At 74.6% G+C, this 12,104-nt stretch carries 14 protein-coding genes; 6 read left to right on the top strand and 8 right to left on the bottom strand.

Annotated elements, in window-relative coordinates; translation table 11 throughout:
* Positions 1-14 precede the first annotated feature (14 nt).
* Entirely contained in the window at positions 15-569 is a 555-nt protein-coding gene (locus tag Mco01_RS14355; RefSeq protein ID WP_204057389.1) for a YceI family protein, read from the bottom strand.
* Between the two features lie 100 nt (positions 570-669).
* Between Mco01_RS14355 and tsaA the strand changes: the two genes are divergently transcribed.
* Positions 670-1,089, top strand: coding sequence for a tRNA (N6-threonylcarbamoyladenosine(37)-N6)-methyltransferase TrmO (gene tsaA / locus Mco01_RS14350; protein ID WP_239103602.1), 420 nt, complete (start codon positions 670-672; stop codon positions 1,087-1,089).
* Positions 1,090-1,107: 18 nt separating this feature from the next.
* Here tsaA and Mco01_RS14345 read toward each other — a convergent pair whose 3' ends face one another.
* The gene (locus Mco01_RS14345; RefSeq protein WP_204057388.1) at positions 1,108-2,250 is read right to left on the bottom strand and encodes an SGNH/GDSL hydrolase family protein; all 1,143 of its coding nucleotides are present in this window, start codon (positions 2,248-2,250) and stop codon (positions 1,108-1,110) included.
* Between the two features lie 119 nt (positions 2,251-2,369).
* On the opposite strand from Mco01_RS14345, the gene Mco01_RS14340 reads away from it, so the two are divergent.
* The gene (locus Mco01_RS14340) at positions 2,370-2,717 is read left to right on the top strand and encodes a VOC family protein (protein ID WP_204057387.1); all 348 of its coding nucleotides are present in this window, start codon (positions 2,370-2,372) and stop codon (positions 2,715-2,717) included.
* Positions 2,718-2,787: 70 nt separating this feature from the next.
* Here Mco01_RS14340 and Mco01_RS14335 read toward each other — a convergent pair whose 3' ends face one another.
* Positions 2,788-3,420, bottom strand: a complete 633-nt coding sequence (locus tag Mco01_RS14335) for an HNH endonuclease family protein (protein ID WP_204057386.1) — start codon at positions 3,418-3,420, stop codon at positions 2,788-2,790.
* Between the two features lie 356 nt (positions 3,421-3,776).
* Between Mco01_RS14335 and Mco01_RS14330 the strand changes: the two genes are divergently transcribed.
* Positions 3,777-4,646 (top strand): helix-turn-helix transcriptional regulator, encoded by an 870-nt coding sequence (locus Mco01_RS14330; protein ID WP_204057385.1) that lies wholly within the window; start codon positions 3,777-3,779, stop codon positions 4,644-4,646.
* A gap of 72 nt (positions 4,647-4,718) precedes the next feature.
* Here the strand turns inward: Mco01_RS14330 and Mco01_RS14325 are convergent, their stop codons facing one another.
* Together Mco01_RS14325 and Mco01_RS14320 are read right to left on the bottom strand one after the other, a co-directional pair.
* On the bottom strand, positions 4,719-5,585 hold the full coding sequence (locus Mco01_RS14325) for a universal stress protein (protein WP_204057384.1): 867 nt from the start codon (positions 5,583-5,585) through the stop codon (positions 4,719-4,721).
* 129 nt (positions 5,586-5,714) lie between these two features.
* Entirely contained in the window at positions 5,715-6,461 is a 747-nt protein-coding gene (locus Mco01_RS14320; RefSeq protein ID WP_204057383.1) for a TraB/GumN family protein, read from the bottom strand.
* Between the two features lie 272 nt (positions 6,462-6,733).
* On the opposite strand from Mco01_RS14320, the gene Mco01_RS14315 reads away from it, so the two are divergent.
* Complete coding sequence (locus Mco01_RS14315; protein ID WP_204057382.1) at positions 6,734-7,573, top strand: SPOR domain-containing protein; 840 nt, start codon at positions 6,734-6,736, stop codon at positions 7,571-7,573.
* A 33-nt stretch (positions 7,574-7,606) separates the two neighbouring features.
* Here the strand turns inward: Mco01_RS14315 and Mco01_RS14310 are convergent, their stop codons facing one another.
* Both Mco01_RS14310 and Mco01_RS14305 read right to left on the bottom strand, forming a co-directional pair.
* On the bottom strand, positions 7,607-8,236 hold the full coding sequence (locus tag Mco01_RS14310) for an MBL fold metallo-hydrolase (RefSeq protein WP_204057381.1): 630 nt from the start codon (positions 8,234-8,236) through the stop codon (positions 7,607-7,609).
* Between the two features lie 61 nt (positions 8,237-8,297).
* Entirely contained in the window at positions 8,298-9,059 is a 762-nt protein-coding gene (locus Mco01_RS14305) for an IclR family transcriptional regulator (protein WP_204057380.1), read from the bottom strand.
* A gap of 168 nt (positions 9,060-9,227) precedes the next feature.
* Between Mco01_RS14305 and Mco01_RS14300 the strand changes: the two genes are divergently transcribed.
* On the top strand, positions 9,228-10,205 hold the full coding sequence (locus Mco01_RS14300; RefSeq protein WP_204057379.1) for a helix-turn-helix transcriptional regulator: 978 nt from the start codon (positions 9,228-9,230) through the stop codon (positions 10,203-10,205).
* Here Mco01_RS14300 and Mco01_RS14295 read toward each other — a convergent pair.
* A complete protein-coding gene (locus tag Mco01_RS14295) occupies positions 10,174-10,980 on the bottom strand; it encodes an NAD-dependent protein deacetylase (RefSeq protein ID WP_036323349.1) in 807 nt (268 codons plus the stop codon). The two genes, Mco01_RS14300 and Mco01_RS14295, sit on opposite strands and share 32 nt — an antisense overlap.
* 159 nt (positions 10,981-11,139) lie before the next feature.
* Between Mco01_RS14295 and Mco01_RS14290 the strand changes: the two genes are divergently transcribed.
* On the top strand, positions 11,140-12,099 hold the full coding sequence (locus Mco01_RS14290; RefSeq protein ID WP_204057378.1) for a pirin family protein: 960 nt from the start codon (positions 11,140-11,142) through the stop codon (positions 12,097-12,099).
* Positions 12,100-12,104 lie beyond the last annotated feature (5 nt).

Below are 12,104 nucleotides of genomic sequence, written 5' to 3'. Positions count from 1 at the left end.
GGCCCGCGGCTGAGTCAGCGGCGGGCGGTGAGGACGACCTCGGCGCGGACGCCGACCTCGTCGCGGAGCCTCAACGCGCCGAAGAACGCCGAGTAAGGCGTGATCCCCCACTCCGACTGGACGACGGTCGCCGAGGCCACGGCGCGATCGCCCGCCAGCGAGCCGGTGACCGTGACCGGCCGCGTCACGTCCATGATCGTCAGGTCTCCCTCGACGCGGAACGCCCCGGGCCCGCCCTCGACACGAGTGGAGCGGAACGTGATGAGCGGATGGCGGCCGGCCCGGAGGATCCTGTCGCGGACGGTTCGCTCGATCTCGGCCCGGTCGCCCGCCGTCAGCGGCTTCACCCCGCCCGTCCCCTCGCGGACCTCGAACGACCCGGCCTCGGCCTCGACCCTGACCGAGGAGGCGGCCGGGTCGGCGGGGTCGACGACGGCCTCGCCGCTCCAGCGGGTGACCTCGATGAGCAGGTCGTGCCCGGCCTTCGCGCCGAAGCCCGAGCGCGCGGTGGTCACCAGGAGCCGGCCGGTCTCCGGCCCCAGCGCGTACGCTCCGGCGGCAACGCCCACGCCTCCACCCTAACCTCACGGCCGCGGGCCGTCCTTGCCCCCGCCGCCGGCCCGGTGGGATCGTGGCGGATCGGCCGACCGACGGAAGGGGATCACCGCCATGACCGACCCGGTGACGTACGCACTGGTTCCGATCGGGTTCGTCCGTTCCGGCCTGACGACGCGGGCCGAGGCCCCGCGGCAGGGACGCGAGGGGGCGCCGGAGGCGTGGCTCGAGATCGACCCGGCGTACGAGGAGGCGCTGGACGGCCTGCGCCCGGGGGCGGAGGTGCTCCTGCTCACCTGGCTGCACCAGGGCGCGCGCGACGTCCTCAAGGTCCGGCCGCGCGACGACCCGGGCAACCCGCTGACGGGGGTGTTCGCGACCCGCTCCCCGGACCGGCCCAACCCGGTCGGCCTGCACCGGGTCACCGTGCTCGACGTCGCGGCCGGCAAGGGCCTGCTGGTGCGGCCCCTCGAGGCCGTCGACGGCACGCCCGTCGTCGACATCAAGCCGGTGCTCGACTCCGCCGAGGGGTGACGACGGCCCGCGGGCCGGTCAGAGCCGGAGGAACGCGAGGTCGACGGCGTCGGCCATCGCCCGCGCTCCCGCGTCGTTGGGGTGCAGGTGGTCGCCGCTGTCGAGGTCGGGGCGGATGGCGTCCGGCTGGTCGGGGTCCTGCACAGCGTGCGCGACGTCCAGCACGGCGTCGAAGACACCGCTGGTGCGGATCCAGTCGTTGACGACCCGCCGGGTGGCCCGGCCCTCCGGCGTGTCCACGCCGGGATAGATCGTCCCCGCGTACGGGCCCATCGTCGCGCCGACGATCACCAGTCCGGCCTCGTGGGCCCGCCGGGCCAGTTCGGTGAACCCCGCGGTGAGGACGTCGGCCCCCGGCGGCCGCTCCCCGGCGAGGCCGGGCAGCCCGAGGTCGTTCAGCCCGAAGTGGGTGAGGACGTGGGTGACCCCCGGCACGGCCAGGACGTCCCGGTCGAACCGCCCGAGCGCGCGCTCCCCCACCTCGTCGGTCAGCAGGCGGTTGCCGCCGAGTCCCTGGTTCACGACCCAGCCCCGCGGCAGCCGCGCGTTCAGCAGGTTCGTGAAGCGGCGGTTGGCGCCGTGCGTGGTGCCGGTGCCCTCGAACCAGGAGTCGCCGAACGCGACGGCCACGTGAGTGCCCTCGGGCGCGAGCACGTCCACCCCGGACACGAAGAACCGGGAGTCCACCTCCTCGGCGTCCGGGAGGACGGACCGCGACACCGCGTCGCCCTCCACGACGTAGCCGGTCTCCAGCGGCGTGTGGGAGAACGTGGCCGGGCCGGTCTCCCCGGGCAGGTACAGGCTCACGGCGAGGTCCGTCCCCGCCTCGACGGCCAGCGCGACGAGGTCGCTCACGACCTCGCCGTACGCGGGGACGGTCACCTCGGCCGCCCCGCCGAACGTCAGCGGGGCGTCGGTCTCCGGCAGGATCTCGCCGCCCGCCTTCCGCACGGCGACGCGGGCGGCGGCGACCACGAGCGGCCGGTCGCCGTACCGGTTGGTGAGCAGCACGCGCAGCGCCTCTCCCCCGCCGTCGAGGTGGAGGATCTGGCGGAGCGTCTGGTCGCGGAACCCGCGGGACGGCTTGAGCACGATGGTCTCGTGCGGGCTGAGGACGGCGGAGCGGAAGGCGGCGGTCCAGGAGGGCGTCATGGCCGTCATGAACATCACCGCGGATGTTGATGTTCCCGGCGTACGGTACAAAGCCCGCACGCAGCCGTAAGACGCGGCCCGCGCCCCTCGTCTACCGTCGGGATCACCCGAACGGAGGGCGGAGCACGATGGATCACGACGACGCGGCCCTGTCTCTGGCGCCGGTGGTGCCCTGCTCGGATCTCGGCACGGCGGTCGCGGCATGGTCGGCCCTGCTGGGCACGGCGCCCACGTTCGTGGACGGCGGCCGGTGGGCCCAGTTCGACCTCGGGTCGGGGCGGCTGGCGCTGTCCGGCGACGACCGCGCCACGGCGGCCCCGTCCGTGATGGTCAAGGTGCCGGACGTGCCGCGGGCCCGGGAGCGGGCCGTCGCGCTCGGGCTCGACGTGGGCGAGGTCGAGGAGGGGCCGCACGAGCGCCGCTGCGCCGTCCGCGGACCCGACGGCTGGGACGTGGTCTTCTACGCCCCCGCGTGACCCGGATCGCCCGCCGGGAGACGCCGTACGGCTCCCGCCCCGGAGGACGGGAGCCGCAGGGTCCGGGGCGTCAGCAGTAGCCGAGCATGGTGGTCAGGGTGGACTTCTCGGCGCTCTGCAGGGTGAGGTTGTAGTACCACTTCACCTGGATCCAGGCCCGGGCGTACGTGCACCAGAACGAGGTCAGGGACGGCTTCCAGGTCGTCGGGTCCTGGTCGCCCTTGGCCTGGTTGACGTTGTCGGTCACGGCCCACAGTTCGGGGCCGCCGAGGTCGTTGGCGTACGCCTGCCGCTGGGCGGTCGTCCACGCCCACGCGCCGGACCGCCAGGCCTCGGCCAGCGGGACCATGTGGTCGATGTCGACGTCGGCGGCGCTGGTCCAGGTGGCGCCGTCATACGGGCTGTACCACCGGCCGGAGGTGGCGGCGCAGGAGGAGTCGGTCACGACGCCGGTCCCGTCCCGCTTGAGCACGGTCTCCCGGGTGTTGCACGTGCCGGAGATCGTGATCCAGTGCGGGAACAGGTCCCGGTTGTAGGTGGACTGGTGGGACTCCGCGGCCACGGTGAGCGAGGCCAGCCGGGACGCCGCGGTGCTCGCGGAGGGGATGTTGGGCGGGGTGGCGGAGGCCGGTCCGGTGGTGAGGGAGAGGGTGACGGTCAGGGCCGCGACGGCGGCGACCAGGCCGGCGAAGGCTCGCTTCACGAGCGTCTCCTTCTGCCTGCTCCTCCGGCCAGGTGGGGGGACTGGACGCGAACGGAGAAGTCAGACAGCTCGGAGAGTTGCTAAATCTGACAAGCGCTGAAATATCACCCTGTGATCATCAGATTTGACCGGATTTGTCGGATATAGACCGTAACTTAGCGACAAATCGCACCTAGCTGCCGATACCCCCGAGGGGGCGTGGAGAGCCGCCGGTTCCCCCTGCCGTACGGGATGTGAAGATCTCGTGAACCCCCGGCGATCCCGGATTTCCGCGCGTCCGGAACCCCGGCCGGGGGCGACCGTCTCCCCGCCCACCCGGGCGGGAGATCCACCAGGAAACCGGACATACTGGCCGTATGGACCGCGCAGCCGGCCTGGGCGAGTTCCTGCGCTCACGGCGTGCCCGCATCCGCCCGCACGAGCTGGGAGAGGCGGCCTCTCCCGGTCGGCGGCGGGTGCCCGGGCTGCGGCGGGAGGAGCTGGCGCGGCTCGCGGGCGTCAGCGTCGACTACTACACCCGGCTGGAGCAGGGCCGCGGCGGCAATGTCTCGCCGGAGGTCCTCGACGCGATCGCCCGGGCGCTGCGACTCGACCAGACCGAGCGGGCCCACCTGTACGACCTCGCGGCCGTCACCCACGACCGTCCCCGCCATCCGGCGGACGGCCCCCAGCGGGTCGGCGCGGAGACGTACCAGCTGCTGCACGCCCTCGACCGGGCCGAGGTCCCGGCGGTGGTGATGGGCCGGCGCCAGGACGTGCTGGCCGCGAACCTGATGCACCGCGCGCTCGTGAACGACTTCGAGAGCCTGCCGCCGCGCGAGCGGAACATGGGCAGGTTCCTCTTCCTCGATCCGCGGACCAGGGAGCTGTACCCGGACTGGGAGACCGTCGCGGGCGACGTCGCCGCCCTGCTCCGCTTCGATCTCGGCCGCCATCCCCGCGACCCGCTGCTGCGCGCGCTGATCGACGAGCTGTCCGCGGCGAGCGAGGACTTCCGGCGGCTGTGGGCCGACCACAGGGTCCACGAACAGGTCCACGGGACCAAGCACATCCGCCACCCGGTCGCCGGCGAGCTGACGGTCACCTTCCAGGCCCTGGCGCTGCCCGCCGAGAACGATCAGTGGCTGTTCGCCTACACCGCCGCTCCCGGCTCCCCCGACGCCGAGGCTCTGGCCGTCGTCGCCGACACCTTTCACCGATCTCCCTCGCCGCCCTTTACGTCGTAGATCAATAGCCTCGGGCGCGGCCGCTGAGGAGGTACCCGATCGGGCCGACGGGCTGGACGAGCGCGGGACGGGTCATCGCCCGTCCGCCGGGTGCGGGACCACGGCGACCGGGCAGTGGGCGCGGTGCAGCACGCCGTGGCTCACCGAGCCGAGCAGCGCGCCGCCGAAGTCGCCGAGCCCCCTCGTCCCGACCACCACCAGGTCCGCGACCAGCGACGCCTCGGCCAGGGCCGGGATCGGGTGGCCGCACACGGCCGACTCGACCAGGGGCACGTCGGGGTGCTTCTCCCGCCAGGGCGCGAGCCGCATGCGGGCGGCCCGGGTCTCGTTGTCGACGACGTCGTTCATCGCGCCGCCGTAGCCCACGCCGTACGGGGAGAACATGGGCATCTGCCACGCGTAGACGGCGTGGACGCGGGCGCGCCGGACCCGGGCCTCGTCGAAGGCGAACTGCAGCGCGGCCTCGGAGTGGGAGGAGCCGTCGAAACCGACCACGACCTCGTGGTACTCGTCCCGCGGCCGCCGGCGCACGACGACGACCGGGTTCCTGGAGTGGCCCGCGAGGCCGAGCCCGACAGAGCCGAGGATCAGCCCGGCGAAGCCGCCCCTGCCCCTGCTGCCGAGGACCAGCGCGTCGGCCGACTCCGACTCGCGCCTCAGCCGCTCGACGACCGAGCCGGTCAGCACCTCGGCCGTCACGGACACGCCGGGCGCCCGCTCCCACACGCGGTCGGCCGCGGCGTTCAGCACGCTCTCGCCGTGGTCCTCGTACGGCGTGTCCGGGCCGTGCCCGTGGAACGGGCGCTCGTGCGCCACCGGCTCCCGCACGTGCACGATCCGCAGGGCGGCCCTCCGGCGGAGGGCGTCGTCCGCCGCCCAGTCCAGAGCGGCGGTCGCGGGTTCGGAGCCGTCGACGGCGGCGACGATCAGTCCGGCCATGGTTGTCCTCCTCCTGCTCTCGCCCCCATCGAAGCGCCTGCGGAGGCCGCCCGCAGCGGACGAAGGTCCCGAACGGGAGGGACTTCCGCCCGCTCCGATCTTCAGCGCGACGAGGCGCCGGGAGCGCGGTCAGCCGAAGGCGACCCGGCCGAGCCGGCCGTACGTCTGCTGAAGCCGTTCGAACGGCAGGTGCGGGACGGTCGCCTCGTGGAACTCGGGCAGCGTGAGCACGAGCTCCTCGCCGTCGAGCCGCAGCCCGGCGGGGCCGACCTCGTCGTTCACCTCGCGTGGTCCGCCGTTGTAGAAGCGGCCGGTGCCGTACTGGATCCGGACGGCGCGCACGCCCGGCCTCGCGTCGGCGATGACGGCCCCCATCGGGACGCCGTCGTCGGTGGGGTCGAGCGAGGTGTGCGCGTTCCCCGCGACGACCAGCGTGCGCGCGGCGAGCCCCAGGACCCGGTGGGCCATGGCCGAGTCCCGGGCCGACCAGTCGTCCCCCGCGCGCACCGCGCCGTCGAACAGGGTCACGGTCAGCGGGTCGTCCGCGTGGAGGACGGCGAAGTGGCCCGCGGTGACCCGGCCGTCGCCGAACCACCACAGCGGATGGTCGACGGGCAGGCCGCGCCGCAGGAACCCGGCCAGCTCCTCGCTCCACTCCAGCGCGATGGCGTCGACCTCCAGCAGGCGGGTGAGCGCCCGGATCACCAGCGGGTTCTCCCGGACGCCGTGGATCTCGCCGACCAGCAGCAGTCCCGACTCCGCGAGAGACCGCCGGGCGGCGGCGAGCGCGGCGGGCTCGGCCTGCAGATCGAGGTCCTCGACCTCGAACTCGGCGATCGCACGCACCAGATCGTCCATGGTCTCCACGGAGGGCATCCTCCCGATTATGTTCGGGCAGCCGAACCGGTCAAGTCGGGACGGGCCGTCGCACGGGACGGCCAAGCCGCCGCAACCGCGGGCCGCCGTGCCCCCCCGCCGCCCTCCCGCCGCGCGCTCGTCGCCGTACGGGGCGGCGACCTCGGAGAACGTCGCTCCGGCCCACAGGAGAGGCCCTGGCGCGAAGACGACATGGCGGAAGTCCATGGGACGGGCGGCCGTTCCCGGGCATCCTCTAATCAGAGACCCGACGACAGGGCGGGAGGCGGACCATGCCGCGCGACGCACGCCCGCGGGCCGCGGCCGCCGTGGCCGCGCTCGCCCTCGCGACGACCCTCGCGACAGCCGGGTGCGGCGCGGGCGCTCCGGAGGCCGCCTCCTCGGGCGGTACTGCCGCTCCCCCGGTCACCGGGTCCCCTGCCACGCCCACCCCGGCCGCGCAGGCCACGCCCACGCCGGGGACCACCGGTCCCGCGTCCTCGTCCGGCGGGCCGTACCTGGTGGCCGGGCGCTACCAGCCGCTGTGGCCGTTCGGCGACCAGGCGGAGGCCCGCGCCTGGCAGGAGGCCTACCGGTCCGGCGGCCACCAGCCGTGGCACCTGGACGCCGACCGCACGGCCCTCGCGTTCACGCAGGGCTACCTGGGGTTCGGCGGCGTCGACACCGTGGTCCACCGGACCGTCGCCGGGGCCCACGCCCGGATCGCCGTCGGCTTCCGGCCCGAGGAGGGCGGCGGGATCTCCACGGCCGCGGTGATCCACCTCGTCCGGTACGGCTCCGGCGGCGACGCGCCGTGGGAGGTCGTGGGGACCGACGACACGACCTTCTCTCTCACGACTCCGGCGTACGGCGCCGTGGTCGTCTCGCCGATGCGGGCCGGTGGCCGGATCAGCGGTGTGGACGAGAGCATCCGGGTCCAGGTCAGGGCGCCCGGGTCGGACCGGCCCCTCGGCGAGCACTGCTGCGTCCCGGCCGGGGGGACGGACCGTCCCTGGACGGCCACCGTGGCGTTCCGGGCCGTCCCCGGCCGGACCCTGACCGTCGTCGCCGCGACCGGCGGGCACGTGGCCGCGGTCGAGCGGTTCGCGGTCACCGGCGTCCGGTCGGCGTGAGCGACCGGCCTCCCGGCCGCCCGTCGCCGCCCGTCAGTGGCCCCGGCGGATCCACTCCTCCAGGTGGGGGCTCTCCGCGCCGACGGTCGTGTCCGCGCCGTGGCCGGTGTGCACGACCGTCTCGGGCGGCAGGACGAGCAGCCGGTCCCGGATCGACGCGACGATCAGGCCGAAGTCCGAGAACGACCGGCCGGTGGCGCCGGGGCCGCCCTGGAAGAGCGTGTCGCCGGTGAACACGGCGCCCAGTTCCGGGGCGTGGAAGCAGCACGCGCCGGGGGCGTGGCCCGGGGTGTGCAGCACCTCCAGCCGGGTCCCGGCGACCTCGATCACCTGCCCGTCGGCCAGGGGGCCGTCCGGGTCCCGGTCGGGATGGGTGAGCCGCCACACGGGCAGGTCGTCCGGGTGGAGCAGGACGGGCGCGCCGGTGGCGTCGGCCAGAGCCGGGGCGACCCTTACGTGGTCGTCGTGGGCGTGGGTGGCGAGAACGGCGAGCACCCGCCGGTCCCCCACCAGCTTGAGGATCGCCTCCACGTCGTGGGGGGCGTCGAAGACGACGCACTCAGTGTCGTCGCCGACGACCCAGACGTTGTTGTCGACGTCGAACGTCTGGCCGTCCAGGCTGAACGTGCCGGACGTGACGGCGTGGCCGACCTGCGGGCTCATCGTGCGATCACCACCGAGCGGAACATGCAGACGATTATGCCCGCGCGTCCGCCGCGGGCGATCAGGGGGGCGCGACGGCGGCCCGGTACGCGGCGGCGATGCCGTCGGCGGCGGCGAGCAGCGGGTCGGCCAGGCGGCGCAGCTCCCGCACCCGCCGGGAGGGCAGCACGACGCCGACCGCGGCCACCGGCCGGCCGTCCACCAGGACGGGCGCGCCGGCCGAGCAGGAGCCGAGCGTCATCTCCTCGTGGGCGGTGGCGTACCCCCGGAGACGCACCTGGGCCAGGTCCCTGGCCAGGCGGCCGGGCTCGACGATCGTGTGCGGGGTCGGCCGCTCCAGCGGGCGGGACAGGTACGACGTCACGAACCACGCCGGCTCGTGAGCGAGCAGGGCCTTCCCGGCGGCCGTGGGATGCATGGGCAGGCGGCCGCCCCGCGGCACGATCGGGACGTCCCGGGTGCCGTACACGCTGTCGACGTACCGCACCTCGATGCCGTCGCGGACGGCGAGGTGGACGTTCTCGCCCGTGCCGGCGAACAGGTCCTGCAGCCAGGGGCGGGCGATCTCCTGGAGGGGGTCGGGGGCGAGCCGGCCCAGCTCCCAGATCAGCCGCCCCACGCGGTAGCGCCCGTCGTCGCCGCGGCGCACGGCCCGCCACGACTCCAGCTCCGCCACCAGCCGGTGAACGGTGCTCAGCGCCATGCCGCTGCGCCCGGCGATCTCCGTCAGCGTCAGGCGGGGGTGCGCCGCGTCGAACGCGCCGAGGATGGCCAGGACGCGGGAGGTCACCGAGCGTCCCGGGTCGCGGGCCCCTCCGGACATGGCCGCCCCTCCCCCGATTCGGCCGTTTCTTCCACCCAGTGGAAGCCCCAGCCTACGCCTCGCCATCCGCCCTCCGGATGCTCCTGTGCGAACGGGGAGGACGGTGGCCGCCTGCCTAGGTGTGACCGGGCCACGACGGCCGCCGGGAGCACGTCCTACCGTGAGGACATGGAGGGTGGAAGCCCACTCGGCGACTTCCTGAGGGCCCGCCGGCGGAGCACGAGCCTCGACGACGTGGGGCTGGCCCAGGTCGGGCCGCGACGCCGCACGCCGGGACTGCGCCGCGAGGAGGTGGCGATGCTGGCCGGGATCAGCATCGACTACTACACCCGGCTTGAGCAGGGCAGGGAGCGCAACCCGTCGGACCAGGTGATCACCGCGCTGGTGCGGGTCTTCCGGCTCGGCCCCGAGGCGGCCGAGCACCTGCAACAGCTGGCCCGGCAGCCCGCGTACCGGCCCAGAGGCGTCGGGGAGCACGACACGGTGCACCCCAACGTGCTGCGGATCATGCACGGCTGGGACATCGCCCCCTCGTTCGTCGTGAACCGGCGGCTGGACGTGCTGGCCAGGAACCGGGTGGCCGACGCCCTGTACGAGGGGCTGGAGCACCGGGACAACCTGCTGCGGCTGGCCCTGCTCAACCCGGCCGCCCAGGGCTTCTACCTCGACTGGGAGCTGGACACCACCTCGAAGATCGCCCACCTGAGGGCGACGGCCGGGCGGAACTGCGACGACCCCTTCCTGCTGGAGCTGGTGGAGGAGCTGTCGGAGAAGAGCGAGTTCTTCCGCCACATGTGGGCCCAGTACGACGTGCGGGCCAGGACGCGGGCGCCGGTGCGCCTCCACCATCCGGAGGTCGGCGACGTGGTCACGACCATGGAGGTGCTGAGCATCGACGGCTCTCCCGGGCAGAAGCTCGTGGTCTTCCAGGCCGACGCGGGCAGCGCGTCGGAGCGGGCGCTGTCGGTCCTCGCCGGGCGGCCGCCCCCCGCCGCCCGTGCCGCCCAGGCGGCGGCCACCCCGGTCGCGGAACGCGAGGACGCGGCGGCCACCCCGGCCGCCGGCCCGGAGCGCGAGGACGCGGCGGCGCCGGAGAAGCAGCGCTGCGCCCCCGTCAGCCGCCGAGGCCCGACAGGAGCGCCGTGAGCGTCGCGCCGAGAGGCGCGTCGAGGGCCACCAGGGCGTGCGCGTCTCCCCGGGTCGCGCCCCGGTTGACGATCGCCACGGGGATCGCCCGCTCCGCCGCGTGCCGGACGAACCGGTACCCGGACATCACGGTCAGCGACGACCCCAGGACGAGCAGCGTGCCCGCCCGCTCGGTCAGCGCGTAGCAGGCCCGCACGCGGGACGGCGGCACGTTCTCCCCGAAGAAGATCACGTCCGGCTTGAGCAGGCCGCCGCAGCCGAGACAGTCGACGACGCGGAAGTCCCTCACCTGCTCGTCGGTGAGCACGACGTCGCCGTCCGGGTTGATCTCGCCTGCCTCGGCGTCCCACCGGGGGTTGGCCGAGCGGAGGCGCTCCTCCAGCAGATACCGCGACGTGCGCTCGCCGCACGACAGGCAGACGACGCGGTCGAGACCGCCGTGCAGCTCGATCACCTCGCGGGCGCCGGCCGCCTGGTGCAGCCCGTCCACGTTCTGCGTGATGATCCCCGCCAGCAGGCCCCTGTCCTGCAGCTCCGCCACCGCGTGGTGGCCCGCGTTCGGGGCGGCGCGGGCGATCTGCCGCCAGCCCAGGTGGCTGCGCGCCCAGTAGCGCCGTCTGGCGGACTCGCTGCGGACGAACGTCTGATAGGTCATCGGGTCGGCCCGCCGCGCGCGGCCGGTCTCCCCCCGGTAGTCCGGGATGCCGGACTCGGTCGACAGGCCCGCCCCGCTGAGGACCACCACGTCGCCGTCGGACACGAGGTCCGCCAGCATCCCGAACCCGTCGCCGCCGGCCGCCTCCACCGGCGGCGCGCCGCCGGGCCCTCCGTACACCGCCCGAATCACTCCTCCATGGTGCCCGACGACGGAAGTGCTCCGCTTCGCACCCGGGGGCCCGTTCGCGAGGATTCACCAGGCAGGTAGGTTCGAGCGGTGAGCGATCTGGACATCCGACCGCAGGTGACGAGCTGTGGGGGCCGGGCCGGCGTGGCCGCGACCCCCGTGCGGGAGCTGCTCCCGGGCCGCGAGGTGCCGCTCGGGAACGACACCGTGGTGCGCCGCCTGCTGCCCACGCTGGGCCGCCGCATGGTCGGCGCGTGGTGCTTCCTCGACCACTACGGCCCCGACAACATCGCCGAGCAGCCGGGCATGCAGGTGCCGCCCCACCCGCACATGGGCCTGCAGACCGTGAGCTGGCTGCTGGACGGCGAAGTCCTGCACCGCGACAGCCTGGGCAGCGCGCAGACCCTCCGGCCGGGCCGGCTCGGGCTGATGACCGCCGGCCGGGCGATCGCGCACTCGGAGGAGTCGCCCGCCGAGCACGCGCCGATCCTGCACGGCGCACAGCTGTGGGTCGCCCTGCCGGACGCCGCGCGCGGGGTCGCGCCGCGGTGGGAGTACCACGACGCCCTCCCGGTGCTGGAGGACGGCGGCCTGCGGGCGACCGTGATCATGGGCGAGATGGCCGGCGCCGCGTCGCCGGGCACCGCGTACACGCCGCTCGTCGGGGCCGACCTCGCCCTGTCCGGCGACGCGCGGCTGCCCCTGGAGCCCGACTTCGAGTACGCCGTGCTCACCGCCTCCGGCGTCGCCTTCGTCGACGGGGTGGAGGTGCCGCCCGGCTCTCTGATCTACCTGGGCTGTGGCCGGTCCGAGCTGGCCCTGCGGGCCGCGGTCCCGAGCCGTCTGCTGCTGCTCGGCGGCGAGCCGTTCGAGGAGCGGATCGTGATGTGGTGGAACTTCATCGGCCGCAGCGGCGAGGAGATCGCCGCGGCCAGGGAGGACTGGATGACGGGCGACCGCTTCGGCGCGGTCCACGGCTACCGCGGCGCCCGCATCCCGGCCCCGGCCCTGCCCCCCTCGCCGCTCAAGCCCCGCGGCCGGGAGCGCTGACAGTG

This window comes from Microbispora corallina, from assembly GCF_016863035.1.
GTDB classification, from domain to species: domain Bacteria; phylum Actinomycetota; class Actinomycetes; order Streptosporangiales; family Streptosporangiaceae; genus Microbispora; species Microbispora corallina.
This window is presented reverse-complemented; position numbering and strand designations above follow the sequence as displayed.

Excerpts from the sequence above, each read along its gene's own strand:
- Mco01_RS14320 (WP_204057383.1), bottom strand. The coding sequence starts at position 6,461 with ATGCCCTCCGTGGAGACCATGGACGATCTGGTGCGTGCGATCGCCGAG.
- Mco01_RS14315 (WP_204057382.1), top strand. The coding sequence starts at position 6,734 with ATGCCGCGCGACGCACGCCCGCGGGCCGCGGCCGCCGTGGCCGCGCTC.
- Mco01_RS14345 (WP_204057388.1), bottom strand. The coding sequence starts at position 2,250 with ATGACGGCCATGACGCCCTCCTGGACCGCCGCCTTCCGCTCCGCCGTC.
- Mco01_RS14300 (WP_204057379.1), top strand. The coding sequence starts at position 9,228 with ATGGAGGGTGGAAGCCCACTCGGCGACTTCCTGAGGGCCCGCCGGCGG.
- Mco01_RS14340 (WP_204057387.1), top strand. The coding sequence starts at position 2,370 with ATGGATCACGACGACGCGGCCCTGTCTCTGGCGCCGGTGGTGCCCTGC.
- Mco01_RS14330 (WP_204057385.1), top strand. The coding sequence starts at position 3,777 with ATGGACCGCGCAGCCGGCCTGGGCGAGTTCCTGCGCTCACGGCGTGCC.
- tsaA (WP_239103602.1), top strand. The coding sequence starts at position 670 with ATGACCGACCCGGTGACGTACGCACTGGTTCCGATCGGGTTCGTCCGT.
- Mco01_RS14295 (WP_036323349.1), bottom strand. The coding sequence starts at position 10,980 with ATGCTGGCGGACCTCGTGTCCGACGGCGACGTGGTGGTCCTCAGCGGG.
- Mco01_RS14310 (WP_204057381.1), bottom strand. The coding sequence starts at position 8,236 with ATGAGCCCGCAGGTCGGCCACGCCGTCACGTCCGGCACGTTCAGCCTG.
- Mco01_RS14325 (WP_204057384.1), bottom strand. The coding sequence starts at position 5,585 with ATGGCCGGACTGATCGTCGCCGCCGTCGACGGCTCCGAACCCGCGACC.
- Mco01_RS14305 (WP_204057380.1), bottom strand. The coding sequence starts at position 9,059 with ATGTCCGGAGGGGCCCGCGACCCGGGACGCTCGGTGACCTCCCGCGTC.